Source organism: Rhizobium sp. B21/90 (assembly GCF_019355815.1).
In the GTDB taxonomy this organism is placed as follows: Bacteria; Pseudomonadota; Alphaproteobacteria; order Rhizobiales; family Rhizobiaceae; genus Rhizobium; species Rhizobium rhododendri.
In genome coordinates this window covers 134,312-159,678 of the sequence record NZ_CP072162.1, presented here as the reverse complement: position 1 = coordinate 159,678, position 25,367 = coordinate 134,312, and the positions used below count along the sequence as shown (strand labels likewise).

At 60.7% G+C, this 25,367-nt stretch carries 24 protein-coding genes; 12 read left to right on the top strand and 12 right to left on the bottom strand.

Annotation, left to right across the window (positions count from 1 at the left end):
- Positions 1-2: 2 nt before the first annotated feature.
- Genes J5278_RS00720 through J5278_RS00710 form a run of 3 tightly spaced genes read left to right on the top strand, consistent with a single transcriptional unit; the run spans position 3 to position 3,489 of the window.
- The gene (locus tag J5278_RS00720) at positions 3-1,475 is read left to right on the top strand and encodes a CpaF family protein (RefSeq protein WP_209182309.1); all 1,473 of its coding nucleotides are present in this window, start codon (positions 3-5) and stop codon (positions 1,473-1,475) included.
- Between the two features lie 10 nt (positions 1,476-1,485).
- Positions 1,486-2,493, top strand: a complete 1,008-nt coding sequence (locus J5278_RS00715) for a type II secretion system F family protein (RefSeq protein ID WP_142830005.1) — start codon at positions 1,486-1,488, stop codon at positions 2,491-2,493.
- Positions 2,494-2,508: 15 nt separating this feature from the next.
- Positions 2,509-3,489, top strand: a complete 981-nt coding sequence (locus J5278_RS00710; protein WP_209182311.1) for a type II secretion system F family protein — start codon at positions 2,509-2,511, stop codon at positions 3,487-3,489.
- 65 nt (positions 3,490-3,554) lie between these two features.
- Here J5278_RS00710 and J5278_RS00705 read toward each other — a convergent pair whose 3' ends face one another.
- Complete coding sequence (locus J5278_RS00705; RefSeq protein WP_142830009.1) at positions 3,555-4,376, bottom strand: tetratricopeptide repeat protein; 822 nt, start codon at positions 4,374-4,376, stop codon at positions 3,555-3,557.
- A gap of 143 nt (positions 4,377-4,519) precedes the next feature.
- Between J5278_RS00705 and J5278_RS00700 the strand changes: the two genes are divergently transcribed.
- From J5278_RS00700 to J5278_RS31560, 5 genes are all read left to right on the top strand, one after another.
- A complete protein-coding gene (locus J5278_RS00700; RefSeq protein ID WP_209182318.1) occupies positions 4,520-5,911 on the top strand; it encodes a M17 family metallopeptidase in 1,392 nt (463 codons plus the stop codon).
- A gap of 85 nt (positions 5,912-5,996) precedes the next feature.
- Entirely contained in the window at positions 5,997-6,347 is a 351-nt protein-coding gene (locus J5278_RS00695; protein ID WP_209182319.1) for a MarR family winged helix-turn-helix transcriptional regulator, read from the top strand.
- An 11-nt stretch (positions 6,348-6,358) separates the two neighbouring features.
- Entirely contained in the window at positions 6,359-7,213 is an 855-nt protein-coding gene (locus J5278_RS00690; RefSeq protein ID WP_209182327.1) for an NlpC/P60 family protein, read from the top strand.
- 294 nt (positions 7,214-7,507) lie between these two features.
- Positions 7,508-7,732 (top strand): hypothetical protein, encoded by a 225-nt coding sequence (locus J5278_RS00685; RefSeq protein ID WP_142830017.1) that lies wholly within the window; start codon positions 7,508-7,510, stop codon positions 7,730-7,732.
- Positions 7,733-7,854: 122 nt separating this feature from the next.
- Positions 7,855-8,157, top strand: coding sequence for a GCG_CRPN prefix-to-repeats domain-containing protein (locus tag J5278_RS31560; RefSeq protein WP_374108247.1), 303 nt, complete (start codon positions 7,855-7,857; stop codon positions 8,155-8,157).
- 49 nt (positions 8,158-8,206) lie between these two features.
- On the opposite strand, the gene J5278_RS00680 is transcribed toward J5278_RS31560, so the two are convergent.
- From J5278_RS00680 to cyoA, 5 genes are all read right to left on the bottom strand, one after another.
- Positions 8,207-8,962, bottom strand: a complete 756-nt coding sequence (locus J5278_RS00680; protein ID WP_209182328.1) for an SURF1 family protein — start codon at positions 8,960-8,962, stop codon at positions 8,207-8,209.
- Between the two features lie 87 nt (positions 8,963-9,049).
- Entirely contained in the window at positions 9,050-9,475 is a 426-nt protein-coding gene (cyoD, locus tag J5278_RS00675; RefSeq protein WP_142830023.1) for a cytochrome o ubiquinol oxidase subunit IV, read from the bottom strand.
- Positions 9,472-10,101, bottom strand: a complete 630-nt coding sequence (gene cyoC / locus J5278_RS00670; RefSeq protein WP_209182330.1) for a cytochrome o ubiquinol oxidase subunit III — start codon at positions 10,099-10,101, stop codon at positions 9,472-9,474. The genes cyoD and cyoC overlap by 4 nt, the downstream gene beginning before the upstream one ends.
- Before the next feature lie 4 nt (positions 10,102-10,105).
- Complete coding sequence (gene cyoB, locus J5278_RS00665; protein ID WP_219258297.1) at positions 10,106-12,109, bottom strand: cytochrome o ubiquinol oxidase subunit I; 2,004 nt, start codon at positions 12,107-12,109, stop codon at positions 10,106-10,108.
- Positions 12,110-12,161: 52 nt separating this feature from the next.
- Positions 12,162-13,190: a ubiquinol oxidase subunit II gene (gene cyoA, locus J5278_RS00660; RefSeq protein ID WP_209182447.1), complete on the bottom strand. Its 1,029-nt coding sequence runs from the start codon at positions 13,188-13,190 to the stop codon at positions 12,162-12,164.
- Positions 13,191-13,618: 428 nt separating this feature from the next.
- Here cyoA and J5278_RS00655 point away from each other — a divergent pair, with 428 nt between their 5' ends.
- Positions 13,619-14,956, top strand: a complete 1,338-nt coding sequence (locus J5278_RS00655) for an MFS transporter (protein WP_142830030.1) — start codon at positions 13,619-13,621, stop codon at positions 14,954-14,956.
- A gap of 67 nt (positions 14,957-15,023) precedes the next feature.
- On the opposite strand, the gene J5278_RS00650 is transcribed toward J5278_RS00655, so the two are convergent.
- The 4 genes from J5278_RS00650 to J5278_RS00635 are packed head-to-tail and all read right to left on the bottom strand — an operon-like array spanning position 15,024 to position 18,616.
- A complete protein-coding gene (locus tag J5278_RS00650) occupies positions 15,024-15,887 on the bottom strand; it encodes an HlyD family secretion protein (protein ID WP_209182333.1) in 864 nt (287 codons plus the stop codon).
- On the bottom strand, positions 15,884-16,093 hold the full coding sequence (locus J5278_RS00645) for a DUF1656 domain-containing protein (protein ID WP_209182335.1): 210 nt from the start codon (positions 16,091-16,093) through the stop codon (positions 15,884-15,886). The genes J5278_RS00650 and J5278_RS00645 overlap by 4 nt, the downstream gene beginning before the upstream one ends.
- Complete coding sequence (locus J5278_RS00640) at positions 16,090-18,171, bottom strand: FUSC family protein (protein ID WP_209182337.1); 2,082 nt, start codon at positions 18,169-18,171, stop codon at positions 16,090-16,092. The genes J5278_RS00645 and J5278_RS00640 overlap by 4 nt, the downstream gene beginning before the upstream one ends.
- Entirely contained in the window at positions 18,161-18,616 is a 456-nt protein-coding gene (locus J5278_RS00635; RefSeq protein ID WP_202617167.1) for a MarR family winged helix-turn-helix transcriptional regulator, read from the bottom strand. The genes J5278_RS00640 and J5278_RS00635 overlap by 11 nt, the downstream gene beginning before the upstream one ends.
- A gap of 231 nt (positions 18,617-18,847) precedes the next feature.
- Between J5278_RS00635 and J5278_RS00630 the strand changes: the two genes are divergently transcribed.
- The 3 genes from J5278_RS00630 (at position 18,848) to J5278_RS00620 (ending at position 22,636) form a co-directional block, all read left to right on the top strand.
- Positions 18,848-19,867, top strand: coding sequence for an iron ABC transporter substrate-binding protein (locus J5278_RS00630; protein WP_142830039.1), 1,020 nt, complete (start codon positions 18,848-18,850; stop codon positions 19,865-19,867).
- 118 nt (positions 19,868-19,985) lie between these two features.
- Complete coding sequence (locus tag J5278_RS00625; protein WP_209182339.1) at positions 19,986-21,584, top strand: iron ABC transporter permease; 1,599 nt, start codon at positions 19,986-19,988, stop codon at positions 21,582-21,584.
- Entirely contained in the window at positions 21,581-22,636 is a 1,056-nt protein-coding gene (locus tag J5278_RS00620; RefSeq protein WP_209182346.1) for an ABC transporter ATP-binding protein, read from the top strand. Before J5278_RS00625 ends, J5278_RS00620 begins: the two co-directional genes overlap by 4 nt.
- 29 nt (positions 22,637-22,665) lie before the next feature.
- Here J5278_RS00620 and J5278_RS00615 read toward each other — a convergent pair whose 3' ends face one another.
- A complete protein-coding gene (locus J5278_RS00615) occupies positions 22,666-24,444 on the bottom strand; it encodes an adenine deaminase (protein ID WP_209182348.1) in 1,779 nt (592 codons plus the stop codon).
- Positions 24,441-25,364: a nucleoside hydrolase gene (locus tag J5278_RS00610; RefSeq protein ID WP_209182350.1), complete on the bottom strand. Its 924-nt coding sequence runs from the start codon at positions 25,362-25,364 to the stop codon at positions 24,441-24,443. Before J5278_RS00610 ends, J5278_RS00615 begins: the two co-directional genes overlap by 4 nt.
- Between the last annotated feature and the right edge of the window lie 3 nt (positions 25,365-25,367).

Sequence of the window (25,367 nt, the reverse complement as noted above, 5' to 3'; positions counted from 1 at the left end):
CCATGTTTGGTAAGCGCGGAAACGATGGGTTTGGAAAAGGCGACGGCGCACCCGCGCCGCTGCAGCCGCGTACGTCGACCGCCGCAGTCTCGGCCTCCACGGTGTTGATGGAGCCCTCCCGCGAAAATACCCAGCGCCAGCAGGTCGCCTCACCACCGATCCAGACGCCGCAGCGCCGGCGCCCGCAGCGTACCGAGGAATATTACGATACCAAGGCGCAGGTCTTCGGTGCTCTGATCGATACCATAGACCTGTCCCAGCTTTCCAAGCTCGATGGCGAAAGCGCGCGTGAGGAAATTCGCGACATCGTCAACGACATCATCACGATCAAGAATTTCGCGATGTCGATCTCCGAGCAGGAAGAGCTGCTCGATGACATCTGCAACGACGTACTGGGGTACGGTCCGCTCGAGCCGCTGCTGGCCCGCGACGATATTTCCGACATCATGGTCAACGGCTCCGGCCAGACCTTTATCGAAGTTGGCGGCAAGACGATCGAATCGGAAATCCGCTTTCGCGACAATAGCCAGCTGCTGTCGATCTGCCAGCGCATCGTCAGCCAGGTCGGCCGTCGCGTCGACGAATCCAGCCCCATCTGCGATGCGCGCCTGCCGGATGGCTCGCGTGTCAACGTCATCGCGCCGCCACTGGCGATCGATGGCCCGGCTCTGACAATCCGTAAATTCAAGAAGGACAAGCTGACTCTCGACCAGCTCGTCCGCTTCGGCGCGATCACGCCGGAAGGCGCCATCATCCTGCAGATCATCGGTCGGGTCCGCTGCAATGTGGTTATCTCTGGCGGTACCGGCTCGGGCAAGACGACGCTGCTCAATTGCCTGACGCGTTATATCGACGAAGACGAGCGGATCATCACCTGCGAAGACACAGCAGAACTGCAATTGCAACAGCCGCACGTAGTACGTCTCGAAACACGCCCGCCGAATATCGAAGGTGAGGGCGAGATCACCATGCGCGACCTCGTCAAGAACTGCCTGCGCATGCGCCCTGAGCGGATCATCGTCGGCGAAGTGCGCGGGCCCGAAGTGTTCGACCTTTTGCAGGCGATGAACACTGGCCATGACGGATCCATGGGAACGATCCACTCGAATACGCCTCGTGAATGTTTGAGCCGTATCGAGTCGATGATCGCGATGGGCGGTTTTACCTTGCCTGCAAAGACTGTGCGCGAAATCATCGCCGGCTCCGTCGACGTCATCATCCAGGCTGCACGCTTGAGAGACGGATCCCGCCGCATCACCCAGATCACCGAGGTCATCGGGATGGAAGGTGATGTCATCATCACCCAGGATCTGATGCGCTACGAAATCGAAGGCGAAGACGCCAATGGCCGCATCGTCGGTCGCCACGTGTCGACCGGCATCGGTAAGCCGCATTTCTGGGATCGCGCCCGTTACTACAATGAGGAAAAGCGATTGGCAGCGGTGCTGGACGAGATGGACAAACAATCGAAGTAGGGTTTGACCGATGTTCGGCATTGATTCCACCATCCTCCTCATCGTGCTGCTAGCAGCCATATCTGCGGCTGCGTTGAGCTACAGCTTCCTGTTTTCGAGTATGGAAACCGACAAGAAGACGGCCAGTCGCGTCAGTCGCGTCAAGGCGACAGAAAGCGAGCTGAACAAGGTCAGTGCGGCGCGGGACCGCGTCCAGGAGTTGTCGAAGCGTCGGAGGTCCGTGCAGGATTCGCTGAAAGACCTCGAAAAGCGGAATCTGGAAAAAAGCAAGAAATCACAGTCCCTGAAGGCCCGACTGGCTCAAACAGGCCTGCCGATCACCATCGGTCGCTTCTATCTGTTCAGCGCTCTTTTTGCTCTTGTCGTCATGCTTGCCGCCTTCATCCTGGGCGCGCCGCTGGCGATCGTCCTGGGATTGCCGTTTACCGCCGGTGTCGGTCTCCCCCGGTGGATCATAGGTTTTCTCGTCAAGCGCCGGCAGAACAAGTTCCTCAACGAGTTTCCGAATGCGCTCGATGTGATCACCCGCTCGCTGCGCTCCGGCCTGCCGCTCAACGACGCGATCCGCCTTGTGTCAGCCGATGCGCGCGAGCCGGTCAAGACGGAGTTTCGCCAATTGGTGGAGGCCCAGCAGGTCGGTCTCAGCATGGCGGATGCCTGCGCCCGCATGGCTGTCGGACTTCCGCTGCAGGAGGTCAACTTCTTCGCCATTGTGATTGCAATCCAGTCGCAGTCCGGCGGCAACCTGTCGGAAGCGCTCGGAAATCTCGCGCGTGTCCTTCGTGAGCGCAAGAAGATGAAGGCGAAGGTGCAGGCCCTGTCGATGGAAGCCAAGGCATCGGCCTGCATCATTGGCGCCCTGCCGTTCATCGTCGCCACGCTCGTCTATCTGACGTCGCCACAATATATCATGGCCCTCTTTACCGATCCGCGCGGCCATCTCATCCTGATGTTTGCCGGAGTTTGGATGGCTCTCGGTATGTTCGTCATGCGCCAAATGATCAATTTCGACATCTGACCGAAGGTTGCCACCATGTCCGACATTGCCAGCCAGTTGACCGATCCCAGCCTGATCCTTGCGGTCGTGGTTTCGATCGCTGTGTTCGCAACGTTCTACACGCTGGCCATTCCCTATTTCGACCGCGGCGATCTGAACAAGCGCATGAAGGCAGTCTCGACCGAGCGCGACCAGATCCGCGCCCGCGAAAGAGCGCGGATGAACGACGGCGGCAAGGCGACGCTGCGCAACCAGAACAACCAGTCGGTCCGCAATATCGCCGAGCGCTTCAATCTGAAAGAGGCGCTGGTCGACGCCAACACCGTCAACCGACTGCGGGCGGCAGGGCTACGATCCGAAAATGCCTTGAACACTTTCCTGGTTGCGCGCTTCCTGCTGCCATTTTTGTTCCTCGCCCTTGCTGGCTTCTGGGTCTTCGGTCTCGGCAATCTCGAAAGCAAGGGCTTCATGATCCGCGTTCTCGCGGTGCTAGGCGTTGGATATCTCGGTTTTTACGCGCCAAATATTTATGTGTCGAACCGCATGGGAAAGCGCCAGAAGTCCATCAAGCGGGCGTGGCCGGATGCTCTGGATCTGATGCTGATCTGCGTCGAGTCGGGAATTTCGGTGGAAGCCGGCATGCGCCGTGTCTCGGAAGAGCTAGCCGAGCAATCCCCGGAACTCGCAGAAGAAATGGTGCTGACCAACGCGGAACTGTCGTTCCTTCAAGACCGCCGTACCGCACTCGATAACCTGGCTGTCCGCACGCAGTTGGAGAATGTCAAATCGGTCACCCAGGCGCTGATCCAGGCCGAGCGTTACGGCACTCCCGTTGCCCAGGCCTTGCGCGTGCTTGCCCAGGAGGGGCGTGACGACCGGATGAACGATGCCGAAAAGAAGGCTGCGGCTCTGCCGCCGAAACTGACCGTGCCGATGATCGTATTTTTCCTGCCGGTGCTGATCGCCGTCATCCTCGGACCGGCCATCCTCCAGGTCATGGACCGGTTCCACAACTGACGTTTCAGGATCAACCGGTGCAAGGGCCTATCGTGTCACACCTGGAGGCCGGATAAGGGCTTCCGTCAGTTGACAGGTCTCGGCGCGCCGTCCTTGCTGGCAAGCTTCTGCCAGGAATTCTGCTGGGCCAGCATGGTGCGCAGATAATTGACGTTGGCATTGGCCTGCTGCTGCGTCAGTTCCGACCGGGCGATCTGCTCGGCCTCGGGAAAGCGCCCCTGGAGGCCGACGACAAGCGCCAGGTTTTGTCGGACGCGACTGTCGGCAGTCGGCTGGGCGACGGCTGAGCGCAGGTAGGTCTCGGCCGTCTTCAGATCTCCGGTCAGGACATAGGACATGCCGAGATTGGATAGGATCGAGGGCTCGTTCGGTTGCAGGTCCAGTGCGTCGCGATATTTACCCCTTGCTTCGGTGGCGCGGCCGAGCTGATCGAGGATAGCGCCCTGCGCTGAGACCAGCCGCCAGTCTGGCCGGTCAGGTGTCTGGGCGCGCTCGATTGTGGCGAGAGCCTCATTCAATTGTCCTGCCGCCGCCTGTGCCTTGCCGTAGGCAGCCAGAACGCCACGGTCGTTGGGATTGGCGATTGCCACCTGCTGCATGACAGCGAGGGACTGGGCATTGCGACCGCTGGCGCGCAGTGCATTGGCGTAATTGACGCCGACAACGGGGTTCCGCGGGTTTGCGTCGTATGCCTTGCCGAGCGCTGCCGTGCTGCCGGAGAGCTCGCCGGGGCTCATGTCGTCGGCAGACTTCGACATTTTCGGGATTGAGCCTGTGGTAGTCTTGTCCGTCGTCGTCGCGCAGCCGGCAAGCAGTAGTGCTGCCAGCAGGGCGACGCTGGCCTGAAGGCTGCGGATTGTCGAAAAAGAGGGTGCCGAAGCGGTCATGGCGCGATCCGTGAAATCGATTGGTCCTGCGCCAGATCCATAAAGACAGCAGATAATAGTGTGGCGCAATCTTCGCTCCAGCAATAATCTGTTAACCCTAACAGATCGTTAATTTACCGACTCAGGCGGATCGAAGGATCATCATGGCCCCCTACCAGTATATCGACCGAGCCACACCCTTTAATACCAAGGGTGGCAAGACCCTCCCGGTCTTCGCAGTCACGCCCGCGCATATCGAAACAGGCACCATCGATCCTATCGCTCTCGATTGGGCTCGAAAGACCGGCTACAAGGCGGATAGCGGCACTTTGCTACTTATCCCGACGGAGGAGGGGCACCTCGGCGGCGCCTTGTTCGGCCTCGGGGCCAACCCCTCGGAACAGCCCTATCTCACCGGCCGTCTTGCCCGCTCGCTGCCGCCCGGCGACTGGCACATCGAGACCGCCCCGCTTACCGCCCATCGGCTGGCACTGGGATTCGGCCTCGGCAGCTATCGTTTCGACCGCTACAAGGCGGACAAGACGGTTGCACCGACGCTGATGATCCCGCGTGATGCCGATGCTGCCGATATCAGGCGGCAGCTGGCGGGTGTGTTTCTTGCCCGCGATCTGATCAACACGCCCACCAACGATATGGGCCCGGGCCATCTGGAAGAAGTCTTCCGGGCGCTCGCCGCCCACTACAATGCTCAATGCACCGTCATTACAGGCGACGACCTGCTGACGCAGAACTTTCCGCTGGTCCATGTCGTCGGCCGCGCCAGCGCCGACGCGCCGCGGTTACTTGAGCTGCGCTGGGGGAAGAAAGGCCATCGTCGCATCACGCTCGTCGGCAAGGGCGTGTGCTTCGATACCGGCGGCCTTGACATCAAGCCGTCCGCCTCGATGCTTCTGATGAAGAAGGACATGGGCGGTGCCGCCAATATCCTCGGTCTGGCGCTGATGATCATGGATGCAAAACTCAAGGTCGACCTGCGCGTCATCATACCGGTTGTTGAAAATTCGATTTCCGCCAACGCTTTCCGACCCGGCGACATTTACAAGAGCCGCAAGGGCCTGACTGTCCAGATCGACAATACCGATGCGGAAGGCCGCCTCATCCTGGCCGACGCACTGGCCTACGCCGATGAGGAGTCGCCCGATCTCATGATCGACATGGCCACATTGACGGGGGCTGCGCGCGTCGCACTCGGCCCCGACCTGCCGCCGCTCTTTACCGATGACGAAGGCCTTGCAGACGACCTCGCCGAAGCAAGCCTGGAGACGGACGATCCCCTGTGGCGGATGCCGCTCTACATGGGCTACGACAAGGATATCCGGACCAAGTTTGCCGATATCACCAATGCTCCGGCCGGCGGCATGGCAGGCGCCATCACGGCCGCACTGTTTCTCAAGCGCTTCGTCACCAATACCAAAAGCTGGGCGCATCTCGATATCTATGGCTGGGCACCAAGCGAGCGCCCGCATTCGCCGGGCGGCGGCGAGGCACAGGCTATCCGAGCCCTTTACCATTATATACGGCAGAAAGTCCGGTAAGGGGCGGGATCCGGAAACGCCTCTTGAAATGGTCACGAACTCGCAGGACAATGAAACGGCTGCGTAACGGACCCCGGAGTGCGTCTTGTCCCTTGAACTGACCGCTTCCCAGGCATTGGGGCTGTGGCATGGCGTTACCATGGAGCAGGTTCATCTCGACAAGCGGGATCTCACCTTGCGACAGATGGCGATCCTGCTGCAGATCTATCTGGTGCCGCCGCCCCACACGGTTCGTGGACTGGCGGCGACTTTGGGTGTCAGCAAGCCGGTCATCACCCGCGCCCTCGATACGATGGGGGCGATGGGCCTTGTCGACCGCGTGCGGGACGCCAAGGATCGCCGCAATGTCATCATCAAGCGCACAGTCACGGGCGCGCTTTATCTGGAAAAACTCGGCGATCTGGTCATCGGCCAGAGCCGCCGGCTCACCTCCTGAAGGATAAAAAGATGAAACTTGACCGCCGCCTCAATGCCTATCGTCCGGATCTCGCCGACATTGCGCTCGAGGGGATGGTGAATGCCGAGCGCTTTGTCACCGGAAACCCGGCGCTGATCAGCGTACCGGTCATCGGCCTGCGTCCCAGGGCGGACATGGCGGCGGGCATCGACACTGAATTTCTACGCGGCGAGGCGGTGACTGTGTTCGAGCGCAAGGACGGGTGGTGCTGGGTAAAGGCAGCGTCTGACGGGTATGTCGGCTATCTGCCGGAGGATGCCCTGTCGGTCGCCGGAGCCAATCCGACGCATGTCGTCTGGCCCCAACGCAGCCCGCTTTATCCGAAGCCGGAGCTTCGCAAGCCGCACGTCGCCGTGTTGTCCATGGGAAGCCGGGTCTGCGTGACGGAGGAGGCGGAAGTTCGGGGAAATCGATACGTCGTTCTGGACGATGGTACTGCGCTCTATGCCAAGCATGTACGACCGATCGGCGACGCGGTAGAAAGTGACTACGTCACCGTCGCTGGCCGCTTTATCGAGACGCCCTATCTCTGGGGCGGCCGCTCCGGGCTGGGCATCGATTGCTCCGGGCTGGTCCAGTTGGCGATGGCCATGGTGGGTAAAGCTGCGCCCCGCGATGCCGACATGCAGGCGGCTGGCCTCGGCGAACCGATCGAGCGGGGCGACCTTCGCCGCGGCGACCTCGTGTTCTGGAAAGGGCACGTCGCAATCATGGAGGATGCCGAGACGATCATCCATGCCAACGGCCTTACGATGACGGTTGCCCGCGAGAACTTCGCCGACGCCGTGGAGCGGATCGGCTGGCTCTACGAGCAGCCGACGGGATACCGTCGTCCCACTGCCTGAAGGTAGTATCAGGCAGGTTTGCGCACCGCGCCCTGCCTTGCCACGGCGGGGCCAATGGCCTATCTATAATGTTATAGAGATGGTTCGAAGACATTGGTTCAGCGAACTGCCGTCATTGTTTTCAACGTTTCAATAATGGCTTCCGAGCGGAGCCTTCGTCCCGACCATCTCCGGCTTGCCTCGATCGGTTAGCCTTCTTTCTATGACAGACGAATGCGGCGTCATTGTTCCATCAGGTGATGACGACGCGTATTCGCCCGCCGCTCCAACTCACATCAACGAAGGACACGCGGCATGCCGAAAACTGCAAAAGACTCATTTTTCAAGACGGACAAGACCGGCAAGCGCGATAAGAACGCCGCCGATGCGCCTCCCTTTCGCACCATCGCCCACGAGGAGTCCGCCGCGCGTTTGCGCAAAACCGCGCGCCTCAAGGAGCAGCGCCTGTTGAAGGAAGCCGAAGACGCCAAGCTGGAGCCTGTCGAAAAGGTGAAGAAGGCAGCTCCGAAGAGCGTCTGATCGAACAGGCGACCTATCGATAGGTCGTGTTCGATGAACGGAAAGCTCTCGTTCAATTCAGTCCCGGTTAAGGCGCGGAAGCGTAATTTACCGGGGATGGTTCGAACGAAAGGTCATCAGATATGCGATACTCTTTGATAGCTTCCGCCGTAGTTTGGACGGGTCTCGCCGTCTCCGCAGCCCAGGCAATGCCCGTTGGCCCGTCTACGTTCAACACGGATAACGCGCCGATCGTTCAAGTCGATTACGCCTGCGGTCGGGGATGGCACGAATCGTGGAATGGCGAATGCCGGCCGAATGAATGGCGTCGCGGTCCGCCGCCTTTCTGGGACCGCGACCGCTGGGCCCCGCATCATCACCATCATTGGGACGAGTATGGCGGAGGCGATGGAGACTGGGGCCGTCCTCCACCGCCCCGCTGGTAAAGTCCACCGTTAAAAAGGGATTGCCGTTGCGAGATGGCAGTCCCTTTTTTCACGATATCTTCCGTTTGCGTTCGAGGAAAACAAGATAGCCGGTCATGCCGAACGACATGATCGCCATCCCGAACCACGTGAAGGCATAGACCAGATGGCTGTTCGGGAAAACGATCTGTGTCAGCCCGCCGACGGGTAATCCGCCTGGATTGGGCTCGGAATCCGCATCGATGAAATAGGGCGCAACGTCCGTCAGGCCCCGGGCAGCGGCCATCGCCGCCACGTCGCGGGAATACCAGCGCTCGTCTTGCGGCACGTTCGACCGCAGCAAAGTGCCCTTCGGTTCGTTGATGCGCAGAAGGCCGGTGATGGTGGTGGGTGTCGAGATTTCTCCTTCCGGCCTCGTTTTCGGATTGCGCTTGTCCGTCGGAACGAAGCCACGATTGATCCAAGTTATCGTTCCGTCCGCGGATTTCATCGGGGCCAGCACCCAGAAACCGGGACCGAGGTTCGTCACCGCGTAGACCTGGGTCTCCTTGTCGTTCATCAAGGTTCCGGCAATGCGTACATGGCGATATTCGTCGTCATTGGCGTTTATCGAAGACCATGTCGAAGGGCCGGGTGCGGGCTGCGGCGGAGCGTGCACCCGAGCATCGACGCGGGCAATCAGGTCCAGCTTCCAGTGCAGCCGTTTAACCTGCCAGGTTCCAAGCCCGATGAAGACAGCAGTCAACAGCAGCAGGCAGATAACCCACATTACCAAGGCAAATCTTGACCGGTGGGACGTCGAAGGGGGCGCGGAAACAGGTGTCATGGCGCGAGGCTCCATCGGAGGCGCGTAACCGGCGAGCAGGTGCTCAAGCCGGAGAGGCCGGGCGATCCTGGACCGCCCGGCAGTGCTTTACGGCATGTTGCGCATCATGTCCGGGGACATCGGCATCATGTTGACGTTTAGGTTGTGCATGACCCAGAGCGAACCGCTGAGCGCAATCACGACGATCACCACGGTGAAAGTCAGCGCCAGTGCGTTCCAGCCGCCTTCAGACTTGGTGTTCATGTGCAGGAAATAGACCATGTGGACGACGATCTGTACGGCGCCGAGTGCCATGACGATGCCGGCGGTCGTTACCGGGCTTTCGATGACCTTTGCCATCACCAGCCAGAACGGGATGACGGTCAGGATTACCGAGAGGACAAACCCGGTCATGTAGCTCTTGAACGTACCGTGAGCCGCTTCGTGCCCGCCATGGCCATGGCCATCGTGCCCGTGTGTCGCGTGTCCGTGATCGCTGCCTGCAGTGTGTGGAGTGTGCGTGTTCGAGCTCATCCGAGAACCCCCATGAGATAGACGAAGGAGAAAACGCCGATCCAGACGACGTCGAGGAAGTGCCAGAACATGCTGAGGCACATCAGGCGGCGCTTGTTCTCGTGGATAAGGCCATGTTTGGCGACCTGAACCATGAGGGTGACGAGCCAGACGATACCGCAGGTGACGTGCAGTCCGTGGGTGCCGACAAGCGTGAAGAATGCCGACAGGAATGCACTGCGCTGCGGGCCGGCACCCTCGAGGATCAGGTGGTAGAATTCGTTGAGCTCGAGCGCAACGAAGGCGATCCCGAAGAGGCCGGTGATCCCCAGCCACAGCAGGGTCGACCGGGTGTTGTTCTTCTCCATGCTCAGCATGGCAAAGCCATACGTGATCGAGGAGAGCAGCAGCATCGTGGTATTGATCGCCACGGTCGACAGCTCGAACAGGTCGGCTGGCGAAGGGCCGGCCGCATAGGAGCGGCCGAGCACGGCGTAGGTTGCGAAGAGCACTGCGAAGATCAGGCAGTCGCTCATGATGTAGATCCAGAAGCCGAGCATCGTGCTCTCTTCCGGGTGGTGCTCTTCCTTCAGGTAGAAGGCAGGCGTTTTGCCATTTGCGGCAGCGTCTGCATGCATTGCTGTCATTGTCTTATACCCGTTCTGCAAGCAGCTTGGTCCGCGCGTTTTCGGTTCTGATCACTTCTTCGACCGGAATGTAGAAGTCACGCTTGTAGTTGAAGGTATGGGCGATAGTAACGACCACCATGGCGACGAAGCCAAGTGCTGCCATCCACCAGATATGCCACACCATGCCGAAACCGAAGACGATGCTGAGGATACCGAGGATAATGCCGGCGCTCGTGCTTTTCGGCATGTGGATCGGCAGGAAGCCTTCCGTCGGACGAACATGACCGCGAGCCTTCATGTCCCACCACGAGTCGTGATCGTAAACGATCGGGGTGAGGGCGAAGTTGTAGCTCGGGGGTGGCGACGAAGTCGACCATTCCAGGGTACGACCGCCCCAGGGGTCGCCTGTGAAGTCGGCAAGAGCTTCGCGGTTCTTGATGCTGACGAAGATCTGGATCAGGAACGAAGCAATACCGATGGCAATCAGGCCGGCACCGAAGGCTGCAATAACGAAGTAGATCTGCAGCGACGGATCCTCGAACTGGCTGAGGCGGCGGGTGACGCCCATTAGGCCAAGGATGTAGAGCGGCATGAAGGCGAAGTAGAAGCCGACCAGCCAGAACCAGAAGGACATCTTGCCCCAGAACGGATCGAGCTTGAAGCCGAATGCCTTCGGGAACCAGTAGTTAATGCCTGCGAACGCGCCGAACACCACGCCGCCAATGATGACATTATGGAAGTGGGCGATGAGGAACAGCGAGTTGTGCAGCACGAAGTCGGCCGGCGGAACTGCGAGCATGACGCCCGTCATGCCACCGATGACGAAGGTCACCATGAAGCCCATGGCCCACAGCATCGGAACCTCGAAGCGAATGCGACCACGATACATGGTGAAGAGCCAGTTGAAGATCTTCGCCCCTGTCGGGATCGAGATGATCATCGTGGTGATGCCGAAGAACGAGTTTACGCTGGCGCCCGAGCCCATCGTGAAGAAGTGGTGCAGCCAGACGAGGTAGGAAAGGATGGTGATGACGACGGTGGCGTAGACCATCGACGCGTAACCAAACAGGCGCTTGCTGCAGAATGTCGCAACGACTTCCGAAAACACGCCGAATGCCGGCAGGATGAGGATGTAAACTTCCGGGTGACCCCAGATCCAGATGAGGTTGACATACATCATCGGGTTGCCGCCGAGGTCATTGGTAAAGAAGTTTGTTCCGGCGTAGCGGTCGAGCGACAGCAGGGCGAGAACGGCGGTCAGTACCGGGAAGGCGGCGACGATCAGGACGTTGGTGCAGAGAGCCGTCCAGGTGAAGATTGGCATCTTCATCATGGTCATGCCCGGCGCACGCATCTTGACGATGGTGGCAATCAGGTTGACGCCCGACAAAAGGGTACCAATACCCGCGATTTGCAGACCCCAGATATAGTAATCGACACCGACATCGGGACTATAGGCGCTTTCCGACAGCGGCGGGTAGGCCAGCCAGCCAGTACGTGCGAACTCGCCGATGAACAACGAGATCATGATCAGCATTGAGCCGGCCGTGGTCATCCAGAAGCTGAAGTTGTTCAGGAACGGGAACGACACGTCGCGCGCGCCGATCTGGAGCGGAACCGCAAAGTTCATCAGGCCGGTTACCAGCGGCATTGCCACGAAAAAGATCATGCTCACGCCGTGCGCGGTAAAGATCTGGTCGTAGTGATGCGGCGGCAGATAGCCTTCGGATCCGTTGAATGCCATTGCCTGCTGCGTGCGCATCAGGAGGGCATCTGAGAAGCCACGCAACAGCATGATGATCGCGAGCACCATGTACATGATGCCGATCTTCTTGTGGTCGATGCTGGTGAACCATTCGTTCCACAGATAGCCCCACAGCTTGAAGTAGGTCAGCAAGCCTAGAACGGTGGCGCCGCCGATTGCCACGACGATGAACGTCACGATCAGGATCGGTTCGTGATAGGGGATCGAGTCGAGGGTCAGTCGACCGAAGATGAACTTCAAGAGGTCCGGGTTTGAGAACATGGATTGCCTCTGTCCTTATGAATGTCTTGTTCTGAATACGCAGTCACGGAGATCATTTGCTCGGCGTGGCAGGGGCGGCGGAACTGTTGCCCATGTCCATGCCCGGCATCGATGTGTCGCCGTGGTCCATAGTGGCCGGCGCGACGTCATTGGCGGCATCGCGATTGTCGTGAATCAGTTTTTCGCGGTTTTCATGGCTTTCCTTACCCGCACCACCGCTGGCATCGATATGCATCATCTCGTTCATGCACATTTTGCCGGGAGTAGCGCACATGTTGAGGATGGAATTGTAGAGACCGTCGCCAACAGAGGAAAAGTACTGAACCGGGTCCTTGATGCTCGGCTTGGCGAGCTCGGCGTAGCTGGTCGTATCCAGCGCCTTGCCTTCGCTCTTGGCCTTCTGGACCCATTGGTCGAAAGCCGCCTGGTCGAGGCCATGGAATTTGAAGCGCATGTTCGAGAAGCCAGCGCCGCTGTAGTTGGCGGAGATGCCCTCGAATTCGCCCGGCTTGTTGATCACGGCGTGCAGTTTCGTTTCCATTCCCGCCATGGCGTAGATCTGGCCAGCCAGCGCCGGGATGTAAAACGAGTTCATGACCGTGCCGGACGTGATCTTGAAGTTGATTGGCGTATTGACCGGTGCTGCCAGCTCGTTGACTGTCGCAATTCCGAGGTCAGGGTAGAAGAACAGCCATTTCCAGTCGAGCGCCACGACCTCGACGGTCATCGGCTTCACGTCCTTGGCAAGCGGCGTTGCGCTGTCAATGCGGTCTAGCGGCCGGTAAGGGTCGAGCTTATGGGTGCTGATCCACGTGACGGCGCCAAGAGCGATGATGATCACCAGCGGAGCCGACCAGATCATGACCTCGAGACGCGTCGAATGATGCCAATCGGGATCATACTTGGCATCCGTGTTCGACTGACGGTATTTCCAGCCGAAAAAGAAGATCAGGAAGATCACCGGAATGATGATGAGGAGCATCAGCACCGTGGAAATCACGATGAGGTCGCGCTGCTGAACGGCGATGTCGCCGGATGGCGCCATGACCACCATGTTACAGCCCGCTAGCAGGACCAGCATGGAAAGGGCGGATAAACGGCTGAAGATTTTCGATGCTCTGTGCACGTCGCAAGCTCTTTTTGTTTCGACACTGCCGTGACTTAATTGACGGAGGTCATGAACGATATGAGGTGTTTCGTCGCAGCGCAGCAAGCTTACTGCGTCGCGGCAACGTCGGTATTGCACCTACCGGCAAAAGGTCGAGAAATCCAGACAGATTTACATGCCGAAAGCGTTTCTCGGAAGTGAATATATCCCACCCGTGACAAATCTCCATCGGTTGGTCGAAACAAAGCCTCTGGATCTTCGAAATGGCGTAAATCGTGCGATTTTAACGTCTCGATGATCAGATTAGCAGTTTCTGACTTGATAACGGGCAGAGTTAGGCCGAACATCGCTTTCGGGGCGAGTTCGTGGAGGAGCGAGCCCAGGGGCAGGGAGGTTTCACTATGGCTAATTTTACGCATGTGAGCGCAGAACCGACATCATCCGGACTGGAGCGGGATGCCCGCAAGATACACTCGGACAGACCAGTCGCGGCCGGCAATATCGCCATCGGAGTGATCATTGGTCGCACGTCTGAATTCTTCGATTTCTTCATCTACGGCATCGCCTCGGTGCTGGTCTTTCCGAAGCTGTTCTTTCCGTTCGCCGATGCCCTGCAAGGCACGCTTTATTCGTTCCTCATTTTCTCGCTGGCCTTCATTGCCCGACCAATCGGCTCGGTCATCTTCATGGCGGTCGATCGGACCTACGGGCGCGGCGTGAAGCTGACGATCGCGCTTTTCCTGCTCGGAGGATCGACTGTCTCCATCAGCTTCCTGTCCGGCTATGATGAGATCGGCGTCGCGGCCATCTGGCTGCTGGCCGCATTTCGCATCGGCCAAGGTCTTGCGTTGGGGGGAGCCTGGGATGGCTTGGCATCGCTGCTTGCGCTGAATGCGCCAGCCAATCGCCGTGGCTGGTATGCGATGATCCCCCAGCTTGGAGCCCCCATCGGCTTCATGATTGCCAGCGCGCTGTTTGCCTATTTCGTCTTCAGCCTGTCGACCGAGGATTTCCTTTCCTGGGGCTGGCGCTATCCGTTCTTCTGCGCTTTCGCCGTCAATGTCGTTGCGTTGTTTGCCCGGTTGCGGCTGGTGGCGACGCCGGAGTTCGGCTCGCTGCTGGAGCGGCACGAGCTTGAAGCAACCAAGGTCGTCGACATGCTGAGTGCTCATGGACGCGATGTCGTCATCGGTGCCTTTGCACCGCTCGCAAGTTTCGCGCTGTTTCACCTGATGACGGTCTTCCCGCTCGGCTGGGTGACGCTTTACAGCGAGCAGGCGCCGGCCTCCTTCCTGATGGTCGAGTTCGTCGGAGCGATCTTTGCCATTGTCGGCATCGTCTGTTCCGGGCTGATTGCCGATCGCATCGGTCGTCGCGGACAACTGGCCGTCTGCGCAGTGCTGATCGCGATCTTCAGCTTTATCGCCCCGCACCTGCTCGATGGTGGCCAGACCGGCCGCTACACCTTCGTCATCATCGGCTACTCATTGCTCGGCTTGTCCTTCGGCCAGGCGGCCGGTGCTCTCGCCTCGCGCTTCCGCCAAACCTACCGCTACACGGGCGCTGCAATCACCTCGGACCTCTCCTGGCTGATCGGCGCCGGCTTTGCGCCCTTCGTGGCGCTCAGCCTGTCCAGCCAGTTCGGCATTGCATTTGCCGGCTACTACCTGCTGTCCGGCGCGCTCTGCACGCTCGCTGCCCTGGCGTTCAGCCGCCGCCTGGAAACGCTGGATACCTGATAGGTACTGGCTAATTGCAAAGGCCGCGGCGTCAGAGATGCCGCGGTATTTCTCTGCTGGTCGCAGCTTAGGGTGTGATCGTCACGCTAGCAGTTCGTCCCGCCACCAGCGCAGTGCCTGCAGGCACGTCCGAGAGGGCGACGCGCACCGGCACGCGCTGGGCGAGGCGAACCCAGGTGAAGGTCGGCGTGACGTTGGCCAGCAGGCTGCTCGTTTCCGTGCGCTCCCGGTCCTCGATGCCTCCCGCGATGCCGACAACGCGGCCCTTCAGGGCGTCCTTCGTTCCCATCAGATGCACGACGGCGCCATCGCCGACCTTGATCCGATCCAGCTTGTTTTCCTCGAAATAGCCATCGATGTAATAGGAATCTGCGTCGATCAGCGCGGTGACGGCACTCCCGGCGGTCACATAGTTGCCAGGCTGGAGCGAGAAGTTGCTGAGAATCCCGTTGACGGGTGCCCGCACGGTCGAGCGGTCGATATTCAGCTGTGCGGTGTCGCGGCTGACCACCGCTTCCTCCAGCGCGGCCTGATCCTGTGCGACGGTGGCCTGCGTCTGTTGGATCTTCTGGCGCGTTACCGACCCGTCGCCAAGGCGCTGGTAGAGTTCGAGGTCGCTCTTGGCCATGCCGAGCGCCGCCTGAGCACTGGTGATTTGCGCTTCGGCCTGCCGCAGGGCAAGCGAGAAGCGCGCCTGGTCGATGCGGAAGATAACATCGCCCTTCTTGATGCTCTGGTTGTCCTTGACGTCGACCTCGGTCACGAAGCCCGAGACATCGGCAGCCACCCGCACGACGTCGGCGCGTACCTTGCCATCCCGCGTCCAGGGCGCGTTCATATAATAATCCCAGAGGTGCCACCCAAGGACGCCAGCCAGAACGACGACAACGGCGGTGAGCAGGAAACGACCTGAAAATGCCAGGAACTTCATAGGGGTATCCGATTGATTGTCAGCACGAGGGCGCCGAGCAGGCAGAAATAGAGGGCGGTATCGAACAACGGCCGATGCCAGACGAGGCGATAGAAGCCGGTTGTTGCCAGCGCCCGCCTGAGGATTGCGTTAATAAAGAAGGCGATGACGGCCATCGCGCCCAGTGTCGGGATATAGACCCCGTAAATGTCGACCTCCGGTCTCATGCCGCTTTCTCCGCTGTGGTCACATCCGGGGCGGCCCGGTTTTCGTTGGCCGCAAAGATCGGTGCGTCGGGAAAGAGGTTGTATCGCAGCCCGGTCATCGCACGCCGGGCGCCGGCGGCTTCCGTCGATATCGCGTCTGCGCCGAGGATGGCGAGCGAGCGATCGAGCGTTGCCAGAAGGTTGCCGGATGGATCGTCTGCTGCATCTCGCTTCGCCCGGTAGTGGTCCGCCACCGAGACGAGGACAGCATCCACGGCCGCGCTGTCGGTTGCCGACAGCGACGGCCTGAGCCGCTGCAGGTCGACCGTATTAAGGCCGTTGCGCAGATCCTTCAGGACATCGTTCGGCGTCAATGCGGCGCTTGCCGGCAATGAGGCAAGACGTGGCGCTGCAAGGCCGAGGCGATCGACCATGCGATGCAGGAGCCCGGTAACATCACCGTCCTTTTGCCGCCGTGTCGCAGCGGCTATGTCCGCCCAGCCGGCTTGGAGAAGGCGGCGGGCGCTCCACTCCGCTCCAACGCTGCGCACCAGTGCTGTCGTGCAGCAGGCAATGACGAGCCCGATAATCAAAGCCGTATTCGAGTTGAGAAATGTCTGCAGGTCGAGGCTCAGTCGTCCCTGTAGCGACAGCATGTTCGGCAGGTTGACGCCGAAGCCGAGGCCGAGAAGCATCGTCTTCGGCTTCGCCATCAGGACACCGGCAGGAATGAGGAAGAGGCCGAGCGCGGCCGAGAGCGCCCAGTAGCTGTAGACCATCGGGAATACGCCGAACTCGAGGACGAAGGCTGCCACGACGGCGGCAAGGCTCGCCGTGATGAAGCCCCGGATTGCCGGTGTCGGATCGTCCATGGCGGCAAACAAGCAGCAGATGACGCCGGCCATCATCGCCGCCGTACTTCCCTGCGGCCAGCCTGTGAGGATCCAGGCGGCGGTCGCAATGCAGGTCGAAAGCATCGCCACGAGTGCCGAATAGATCGCCATGCCGTAGTCCTTGTGCATCGGCTGTGTATCGAGCGACGGGCCGAAGCGGTTCCATCTCAAGGCGTGCCGCGATCCCGAGGCGATGTCCGACTTGAGGTCGATGCAGTCGCTCCAGATCTGGATGAGATCCCGCATGCGCGCGACGACATTCTGGACCAGCAGTTGGGCCCAGGGCGGCCGGTCGTCAGTGTCGTTTTCCGCCTCCTCCATCAGCGTCAGAAAAGTCTGCCGCTGGTCGGGCGAGAGTGGCTGGCCGCTCTCGAGCCAGTCGGACACAGCATCGATCAGCCGGATCATGGCCGGCGTATATGTGGTCACACGCGACAGGGTAGCGAGCACGTCTGCAAGACCGGAGGTCACGGGAAGCAGCACGATCATGCGGCGTTGCAGCGCGCGAGCGCAGTCCACCATGTCTCGATGGCTGGAGGTGTCGTAGGAAACATGGGTCGTGAACGCATGCAGATCGACGGCATCGGCTGAAAGGCGTCCGACCAGCGCTGTGTTGGCGGGATCGCTGTAGCGGCCACGGAGTGTTCCGAGGGCAAGGGCCGCGCCGTCCTTCAGCCAGGCATCGATGCGCGTGGCAAGGACAGGGCCGGCGTGGCGGGGCAAAAGCACGCGGCTGACAACCGCCGCGCAGACGATAGCCACTGCAATCTCGATGACCCGGGCCGCCGCGTAGGTGAAGGCAATCTCCGGCGTTGCAACGATCGGAAATGCCGTCAGCGCCGTCGTATAGCCGGCAAGCATGAAGACATAGCTGCGCGGTGTCCGGTCGAGCAGCGCTAAGGCGAGACAGAGCCCCATCCACAAGGAGATGGCGAGCGTCAGGACTTCGGGTGAATTGACCAGATTGGGAAGCAGGATGACGGTCATTGTGCCGCCGATCGCCGTCCCGAGCAGGCGATAGACGGCCTTCGACGTGCTTGCACCCGACAGGGGATGCGAAACGATATAGACAGTGCCCACAGCCCAGTAGGGATTCTGAAGGTCGAAACAGAGGGCAATCGCCAACGCCAGCATCGCCGCGATAAAGGTCTTCAGCGAAAAGACGACGTCGCCCAGCTCCGGAAAACGGCTTGCATTACTGGTCATCGTCGGATGCCCCGGTAAAGGAAGAAGCCTTTGTGGAAATGATCCTGAGGACGTCGAGCGCCGCCAGCATCTGCTCTGGTGGAATGTCGCCGAGCATCGTTTCACGCAGCTTCGCGGCACATTTCTCACAGCGTTCGGCGACGATTTTTCCGGCTGGGGTCAGTTCCACCAGCTTGATGCGACGATCCGTATCGTCGGGTACGCGGCAGATCAGGCCGTCGCTTTCCAGTCCATCGAGCACGCGCACCAGCGTCGGGCCTTCTATTCCAACCCTGTCGGCCAGTACGCCCTGAGGAATGCGGTCGCCCAGCCGAAGAAGGGTGATCAGCGGTGCGGCAGTCGCGTCCGACAGATTGTGTTCCACCAGCATGATGTTGAGAGCCCGCCGCCAGCCGCGCCCGGAGACGAGCAGAAGCGGGGCGAACTCGGCCCATAAACTCTTCAAATTAGTTTTCATGCTTATCGGTAGCATTCAACTGATTTGAGTGCAATCGGATTTTAGGCAGGGAAGAAGGCTGCAAGTCCGGAAGATCTCAAGATCGGGGCCCAAAGCAGCATTCGGATGCCATTTTCAATATTTTGTGACCCTGCCCGCATCGTCTAAACTTGAAATGGCTACTCATGTTAAATATAGGGCTGGGGGAGAAATCTGTCCGCCCACCCAATCGAGGATGCCATGAAGTTTTCCCGCTCATTTTTTGCCGGCCTGACACTTGCCTGCGCTACCGCAGCAGGCCCGTTGGCTGTTTCCCTGGCGCACGCGCAGGATGATGGCATCGTCGTCTACAATGCCCAGCATGAGACACTGACCCAGGCATGGGCCGAAGGGTTCACCAAAGACACCGGCATCAAGGTTACGGTTCGCAATGGCAGCGACATGCAGTTCGCCAATCAGATCATCGAGGAAGGCGCAGCATCGCCAGCCGACGTGTTCCTGACCGAAAATTCCCCGGCGATGGTCCTGGTCGATGCCGCCGGCCTTTTCGCCCCGATCGACGCGGATACGCTGGCCCAGCTTCCTGAGACCTTCAAGGCGGCAGACGGCAAATGGACGGGCGTTGCCGCCCGGACCACCGTCTTTGCCTATGACAAGACGAAGCTGAAGGAAGCCGATCTGCCGAAATCCATGATGGATCTTGCCGATCCGAAGTGGAAGGGACGCTGGGGCGCCTCGCCGGGCGGCGCGGATTTCCAGGCAATCGTCAGCGCCTTTCTGGAATTGAAGGGCGAGGCGGAGACCGCCAAATGGCTGAAGGCGCTGAAAGAGAATGCAACGAGCTACAAGGGTAACAGCGTTGCGATGAAAGCCGTCAATGCCGGCGAGATCGAAGGCGCGCTGATCTATCACTATTACTGGTTCGGCGATCAGGCGAAGACCGGCGAAAACAGCAAGAATGTCGCCCTGCATTACTTCAAGAACCAGGATCCGGGCGCGTTCGTCAGCATTTCCGGCGGCGCTGTGCTTGCCTCCAGCCAGCATCAGAAAGAAGCCCAGGCCTTCATCAAGTGGATCACCGGCAAGGGTGGCCAGACGGTGCTGCGCGATGGCAATTCATTCGAGTATGCGGTTGGCAACGGTGCGCAGTCCAATCCCAAGCTGGTGCCGCTTGCCGAGTTGCAGGCCCCCAAGATCGAGCCGTCCAAGCTGAACAGCAAGAAGGTGACCGATCTGATGACGGCCGCCGGCCTCATCTGATACCTCTTGCGCAAGGCTCGCCTGCCCTGCTAGGGCCTTGGCAACAGCGTCACGCATTATCATCGGCAATCGCCCACTGGCGGTTGCCGTGCTGTATTCAGAAATGAGGGCAGCCGTCATGCTGCAAAAGAACAGCCAAGCCGCACCCGGCTATCCGGCCGATGCCCTGCGCCTGACACGGCCGGCGGCATCTCGCGGCCGCGTGCCGAACGTGCCGGTTTTCGTTGTTGCTGCCCTCGTGTCGTTGCTCAGCCTCCTGCCGCTAGGCTTCATAGTCTGGATTACTATCCAGACCGGCTGGCAGCAGGTGATCGCGCTGGTCTTTCGAAATCGCGTCGGCGAGCTGCTGATCAACACTGTGCTGCTCGAAGTCTGCACGCTGCCGCTCTGCATCATCCTTGCGGTCACGCTCGCCTGGCTTACCGAACGCACCGACATTTTCGGCGCGCGGATATGGTCGTGGCTCTCGGCAGCACCGCTCGCAGTTCCTGCCTTCGTACACAGCTACGCCTGGGTCAGCCTGGTTCCCGGTATGCGTGGCCTGTCGAGCGGCGTGCTTGTTTCGGTTCTCGCCTACTATCCATTTCTCTACCTCCCGGTCGCAGCCGCCTTGCGCCGTCTCGATCCGGCCATCGAAGATGCGGCCGCCTCTCTCGGGCTGGGCCCCTGGCGTGTCTTTTTCCGCGCCGTACTGCCGCAGCTGCGACTGGCGATTTGCGGCGGCTCTCTGTTGATCGGCCTCCATCTCCTGGCCGAATACGGCCTGTTCATCATGATCCGCTTCGATACGTTCGCGACCGCCATCGTCGACCAGTTCCAGTCTGCCTACAACAGCCCGGCCGCCAATATGCTCGGCGGCGTGCTGGTGCTGTGCTGCCTGCTGATGCTTGGCCTCGATGCGCTGATCCGCGGCAATGAACGCTACGCCCGTGTCGGCTCCGGTGCCGCCCGTCCGGCAGATTGCCGCCGTCTCGGCCGCCTCGCGCTCCCCTGCATCCTGTTGCCGGTCATCACCGCAGCGCTGGCTCTGGGCGTGCCCTTCGTGACGCTGGCGCGCTGGCTGGTGATCGGCGGCGCTGACATCTGGCGGATGGATATGCTCGGATCGGCTTTCGCGCAGACAATGGTGCTGGCAATCGCCGGCGGCATCCTGGCAACGGTCGCTGCAGCGCCGATGGCCTGGCTCTCCGTGCGTGCGCCGGGCAGGCTGCAACGGCTGCTCGAAGCCTGCCACTATTATGTGGGCTCGCTGCCGGGCGTTGTCGTGGCGCTGGCGCTCGTCTCGATCACCGTGCGAATGATCCTGCCGCTCTATCAGACATTTGCGACGCTGCTGGTTGCCTACATGCTACTGTTTCTGCCGCGTGCCATGGTCGGCCTCAGGGCCAGCATCGCCCAGGCGCCGGTCGAATTGGAGCGGGCAGCCATGGCCCTTGGCCGCACGCCAGGTCAGGCGGTCCGCCAGATTACCATGCGGCTTGCGGCCCCCGGCGCCGCGGCAAGCGTTGCACTTGTCGCGCTCGGCATCACCAACGAGCTGACTGCAACGCTGATGCTCTCGCCAAACGGCACCGTAACGCTGGCGACAAAATTCTGGTCGCTGACCAGCGAGATCGACTATGTCTCGGCTGCCCCTTATGCCCTGATGATGGTCGTCCTGTCGTTGCCGCTCACCCTTCTTCTTCACATGCAATCCAAGCGAACGGCCGGGCAATGACCTTCCTGACGATCCAAGATATCAGCAAGCGCTACGGCCCCGTCCTGGCGCTCGACAGCATCGACCTGCAGGTGGAAGTTGGCAGCCGCACCGCTATCGTCGGCCCGTCGGGCTCCGGCAAGACAACCCTGCTGCGTATCATCGCGGGGTTCGAACAGCCGGATCATGGCCGCGTCGTCTTGCAGGGCGAGACACTGGCCGATGGACCTTCCATCGTGCCGGCGCATCGTCGTGGCATTGGCATAGTCTCCCAGGACGGCGCTCTATTTCCACATCTGAGCGTTGCCGAAAACATCGGCTTCGGCATCGAGCGCAGCGTCGCTGATCGCAGCAAGATCATTCGCGACCTCGTGGATATGGTCGAGCTCGATCATGCTATGCTCGACAGACGCCCGCATCAGCTGTCCGGCGGCCAACAGCAGCGTGTCGCACTGGCCCGCGCACTTGCCCGCAAGCCGAAGCTGATGCTGCTCGACGAGCCCTTTTCGGCACTCGACACCGGGCTTCGCGAAAACATGCGCAAGGCCGTAGCGAGAGTTTTACAGACGGCCGGTATCACCGCAATTCTCGTTACCCACGATCAGGCCGAGGCCTTGTCTTTCGCAGATCAGGTTGCCGTGTTGCGCGGTGGACAACTGGTCCAGGCCGGCCCGCCCCAGTCGCTTTACCTCCGCCCTGTCGATCGTGAAACGGCAACGTTTCTCGGAGATGCATTGCTTTTGCCTGCCGATCTCGAAGGGGGCTTTGCCGATTGCGTGCTGGGCCGGATCGTAACGGACGCGCCAGCGCAAAGTGGCCGATCCGAAATCATGTTGCGCCCCGAGCAGCTTCATCTCTCCCTTGCCGAAGGCGCGCCGGACGGAACGGGATGCCGGGGAACCGTGGACGACATCGAGTTCGGCGGCGCGCTTTGCACCGTCACCCTGCGTCTCGCCGAACAGAACGGCGGCTCCACACTGATGGTCAAATGCTCCGGGATAGGCCTTCCCGCCATTGGCAGCGCGGTCGAGGTGACCGTGCGCGGTAGCGCCCATGTCTTTGCCACGCTTTAGGCATGGCAAAGGTTAGGCCGACAACTCTCTCAGAGAACCGGACTTTCCAGCAGCTGGCCGGTTGTCACGTCGGCAATGCCACGGTCGGTCTGGTGCGGCCCGATGTTGCAAGCGAGCGCCGCGCCGAAACACGCCTTGAACACCAGATAGGGCGGCTTCCAGTCGACAACCCGCGTCATGGCCTTGCGTATGGCGCCAAACCCCGCCGCGATTTCCTCCAGCCCAGCCTCGCTGACAAGGCCGGAGAGCGGTAGCGGCAAGATGGCATCGAGCCTGCCGTTCGAGGCCACCGCCATACCGCCGCCCGCAGCGATCACGGCATTTGCAGCCAGCGTCATGTCGCGCACATTGCCACCGAACACAGTCAGGTTGTGGCTGTCATGCGATACAGTCGTACAGAAAGCACCTCGCCATTCACCCCAACCGGTGAGAAAGCCGATTCGCGGCCGGTCATCGACGCGGCCATGTCGGTGCGCGATCGCGAGCAGGGTCGTCCCCGGCGGCGGAACGACGAAGCCACCTGCAACATCGGCAGTCATCTCGCCCCAGGCCGTAAATCGTGGCTGGTCTATGGTGGCGATGCGTACCCTGTCTCCGTCCGCCAATACGCGAAAATCGCCTTCGGAAAGCGGTTCCAGCTTGACGGAATGCCGCAATGGCTCCGGATCGAGCCTCGCCGCTGTAAACAGCGCTTTGCCGTTACGGGCAACGGGCTTGCCATCGGCGAGGACAAGCCTTGCCCGGAAATCCTCGAGATCGTCGAATAGCACGATGTCGGCTCGACGACCGGCGGCAATCAGGCCTAGGTCAGGCCGGTTCAAGCGCATTGCGGCGTTCAGGGTTGCTGCGCGCAAAGCCCACTCTGGACGTAGGCCATCGCGCACCAGCCGCCGCACGACATCGTCAAGACCGCCATCCCGGTGGAGTTCGTCGGGAAAAACATCGTCGGTGCATAGCGTGATGGTCTGCGGCATATGGCCGAGATTTTTGATTTCGTTCACGAATTGCGTCAGGAGGTAATCATGTGAACCGCGCAGTTCGATCGTCATTCCGGCCGAGAGTTTTGCTAGGAAGTCGGCGCCGGAGGTGAGCTCATGGTCCGATGTCACGCCGGCTGCCATAAAGGCGTTGAGATCGGCTCCCTCAAGCCCCCGCGCGTGGCCTGCAACGATCTTGCCTGAAGCGAGACCGGCGTTGACGATGCCGGTCATGCGCGGATCGCCGTCGATGACGCCGCGCATGTTCATCACCTCGGCGACGCCACCGATCTCAGGCCAGGACAGGATCTCGGCAATCACGGCCGCGTCGAAGTCCGCGCCGGCGCATTCCAGTCCCGGTGCCGAGGGAACGCTGGAAGGCGCAAGGGTGATCACTCGCAAAGGCAGGGGCCGCGTGGCCTCCACAGCCCAGCGCACGGCTGCCAGCCCGTGGACATTGCCGAATTCATGGGGATCCCAGACAATTGTCGTAACGCCGCGCGGCATGACGCATTCCGCATAGGCCGCAGGCGTGATCATCGAGCTTTCGATGTGCATATGCGTGTCGATGAGCCCCGGCGACAGGAATGCGCCGGCCGCATCGATGATTTCGCTCGCGTCGGTTCTGCTGCCAGCCGGATGCACGCTGGCAATCAGGGCTCCCGTCAGTCCGATATCGCAGTTGTCGATTTGCCCTGTGACCATGTTGACGAGTCGACCGCCGGTAATCAGCACATCAAACGATGTATCGCCCCGCGCTGCGGAGGAGGCACGGGCCCTGAGAGCCGGATGGTTGAGGTCTGCGGGATCGCGCGCGCGAGTTTCGGTCATCGGCTTGCCTCGTCGGCAAGGGCACGCATGACGATGACGCGAGCCCTGGCTGCATCGATCCCGGCCACATAATGTGCGTTGAAAATGCCACGCGAGGCGCGCGTTTCCACGACCGTCCGTCCCCGCGTGTGGGATCCCTGCAACTCCACATCGATGCGGGCAGGTCGAAAGTCGGCGATATCTGGCGCAACGAAGATGGCAGCAGCGGTCGGATCGTAGAGCGCCATGCCGGCACGGCCGCGGCTGGTTCCAATCGTCACGTAGCCGCCAAGAAGATCGGCCAGCAACGTGGCTTTTTCGCTGGCTACCAGACGAAGAGCATCGACGTCCTCCGGGGTTGCGATCACCTTGCGACAGATATCGAGATCGACCATGCGCAGCGGCAGGCCGTGGGCAAGGACGATAGCGAGCGCCTCAGGATCGGCAAAGGCATTGAATTCGGCCGATGCCGTATGATTGCCCGATGTAACGCCACCGCCCATCCAGACCAGTTCCGTCACGCGGATTGCAAGATCGGGCCGCGCCAGCGCCAGCGCCGCGATATTGGTGAGAGGCCCGAGCGCTAGGATCCGGCAGGGACCCTGGTTGGTCTCAAGCCATTGGCAAAGCGCGGCAAAGGCATTGCCCGGAGGCAGCCGCTCTGCTGCCGGCAGCGTCCTTCCCAGCGTGGGAATTCCGCTTGAGCCAAGGATCGCCTCGGCTGTTTCCAGCTGGCATAGTACCGGCATCGCCCGCCCGCTGTGGATTTGAAAGCGCCAACCGAAAAATGCCGCCGCACTGGCTGCGTTGGCTCTCACCTGGTCGAGCGGGGTATTCCCCATGATCAGCGAGACGCCGTCGATCTCAAGCCCCGAATGCGCCACCACCAGAATGGCGGCGATGTCGTCGAAGCCCATGTCGGTATCGATCCAGACCCCCATGTT

Excerpts from the sequence above, each read along its gene's own strand:
- J5278_RS00720 (WP_209182309.1), top strand. The coding sequence starts at position 3 with ATGTTTGGTAAGCGCGGAAACGATGGGTTTGGAAAAGGCGACGGCGCA.
- J5278_RS00715 (WP_142830005.1), top strand. The coding sequence starts at position 1,486 with ATGTTCGGCATTGATTCCACCATCCTCCTCATCGTGCTGCTAGCAGCC.
- J5278_RS00710 (WP_209182311.1), top strand. The coding sequence starts at position 2,509 with ATGTCCGACATTGCCAGCCAGTTGACCGATCCCAGCCTGATCCTTGCG.
- J5278_RS00705 (WP_142830009.1), bottom strand. The coding sequence starts at position 4,376 with ATGACCGCTTCGGCACCCTCTTTTTCGACAATCCGCAGCCTTCAGGCC.
- J5278_RS00700 (WP_209182318.1), top strand. The coding sequence starts at position 4,520 with ATGGCCCCCTACCAGTATATCGACCGAGCCACACCCTTTAATACCAAG.
- J5278_RS00690 (WP_209182327.1), top strand. The coding sequence starts at position 6,359 with ATGAAACTTGACCGCCGCCTCAATGCCTATCGTCCGGATCTCGCCGAC.
- J5278_RS00685 (WP_142830017.1), top strand. The coding sequence starts at position 7,508 with ATGCCGAAAACTGCAAAAGACTCATTTTTCAAGACGGACAAGACCGGC.
- J5278_RS31560 (WP_374108247.1), top strand. The coding sequence starts at position 7,855 with ATGCGATACTCTTTGATAGCTTCCGCCGTAGTTTGGACGGGTCTCGCC.
- J5278_RS00680 (WP_209182328.1), bottom strand. The coding sequence starts at position 8,962 with ATGACACCTGTTTCCGCGCCCCCTTCGACGTCCCACCGGTCAAGATTT.
- cyoD (WP_142830023.1), bottom strand. The coding sequence starts at position 9,475 with ATGAGCTCGAACACGCACACTCCACACACTGCAGGCAGCGATCACGGA.
- cyoC (WP_209182330.1), bottom strand. The coding sequence starts at position 10,101 with ATGACAGCAATGCATGCAGACGCTGCCGCAAATGGCAAAACGCCTGCC.
- cyoB (WP_219258297.1), bottom strand. The coding sequence starts at position 12,109 with ATGTTCTCAAACCCGGACCTCTTGAAGTTCATCTTCGGTCGACTGACC.
- cyoA (WP_209182447.1), bottom strand. The coding sequence starts at position 13,190 with ATGCTGGTCCTGCTAGCGGGCTGTAACATGGTGGTCATGGCGCCATCC.
- J5278_RS00655 (WP_142830030.1), top strand. The coding sequence starts at position 13,619 with ATGGCTAATTTTACGCATGTGAGCGCAGAACCGACATCATCCGGACTG.
- J5278_RS00650 (WP_209182333.1), bottom strand. The coding sequence starts at position 15,887 with ATGAAGTTCCTGGCATTTTCAGGTCGTTTCCTGCTCACCGCCGTTGTC.
- J5278_RS00645 (WP_209182335.1), bottom strand. The coding sequence starts at position 16,093 with ATGAGACCGGAGGTCGACATTTACGGGGTCTATATCCCGACACTGGGC.
- J5278_RS00640 (WP_209182337.1), bottom strand. The coding sequence starts at position 18,171 with ATGACCAGTAATGCAAGCCGTTTTCCGGAGCTGGGCGACGTCGTCTTT.
- J5278_RS00630 (WP_142830039.1), top strand. The coding sequence starts at position 18,848 with ATGAAGTTTTCCCGCTCATTTTTTGCCGGCCTGACACTTGCCTGCGCT.
- J5278_RS00625 (WP_209182339.1), top strand. The coding sequence starts at position 19,986 with ATGCTGCAAAAGAACAGCCAAGCCGCACCCGGCTATCCGGCCGATGCC.
- J5278_RS00620 (WP_209182346.1), top strand. The coding sequence starts at position 21,581 with ATGACCTTCCTGACGATCCAAGATATCAGCAAGCGCTACGGCCCCGTC.
- J5278_RS00615 (WP_209182348.1), bottom strand. The coding sequence starts at position 24,444 with ATGACCGAAACTCGCGCGCGCGATCCCGCAGACCTCAACCATCCGGCT.
- J5278_RS00610 (WP_209182350.1), bottom strand. The coding sequence starts at position 25,364 with ATGGGGGTCTGGATCGATACCGACATGGGCTTCGACGACATCGCCGCC.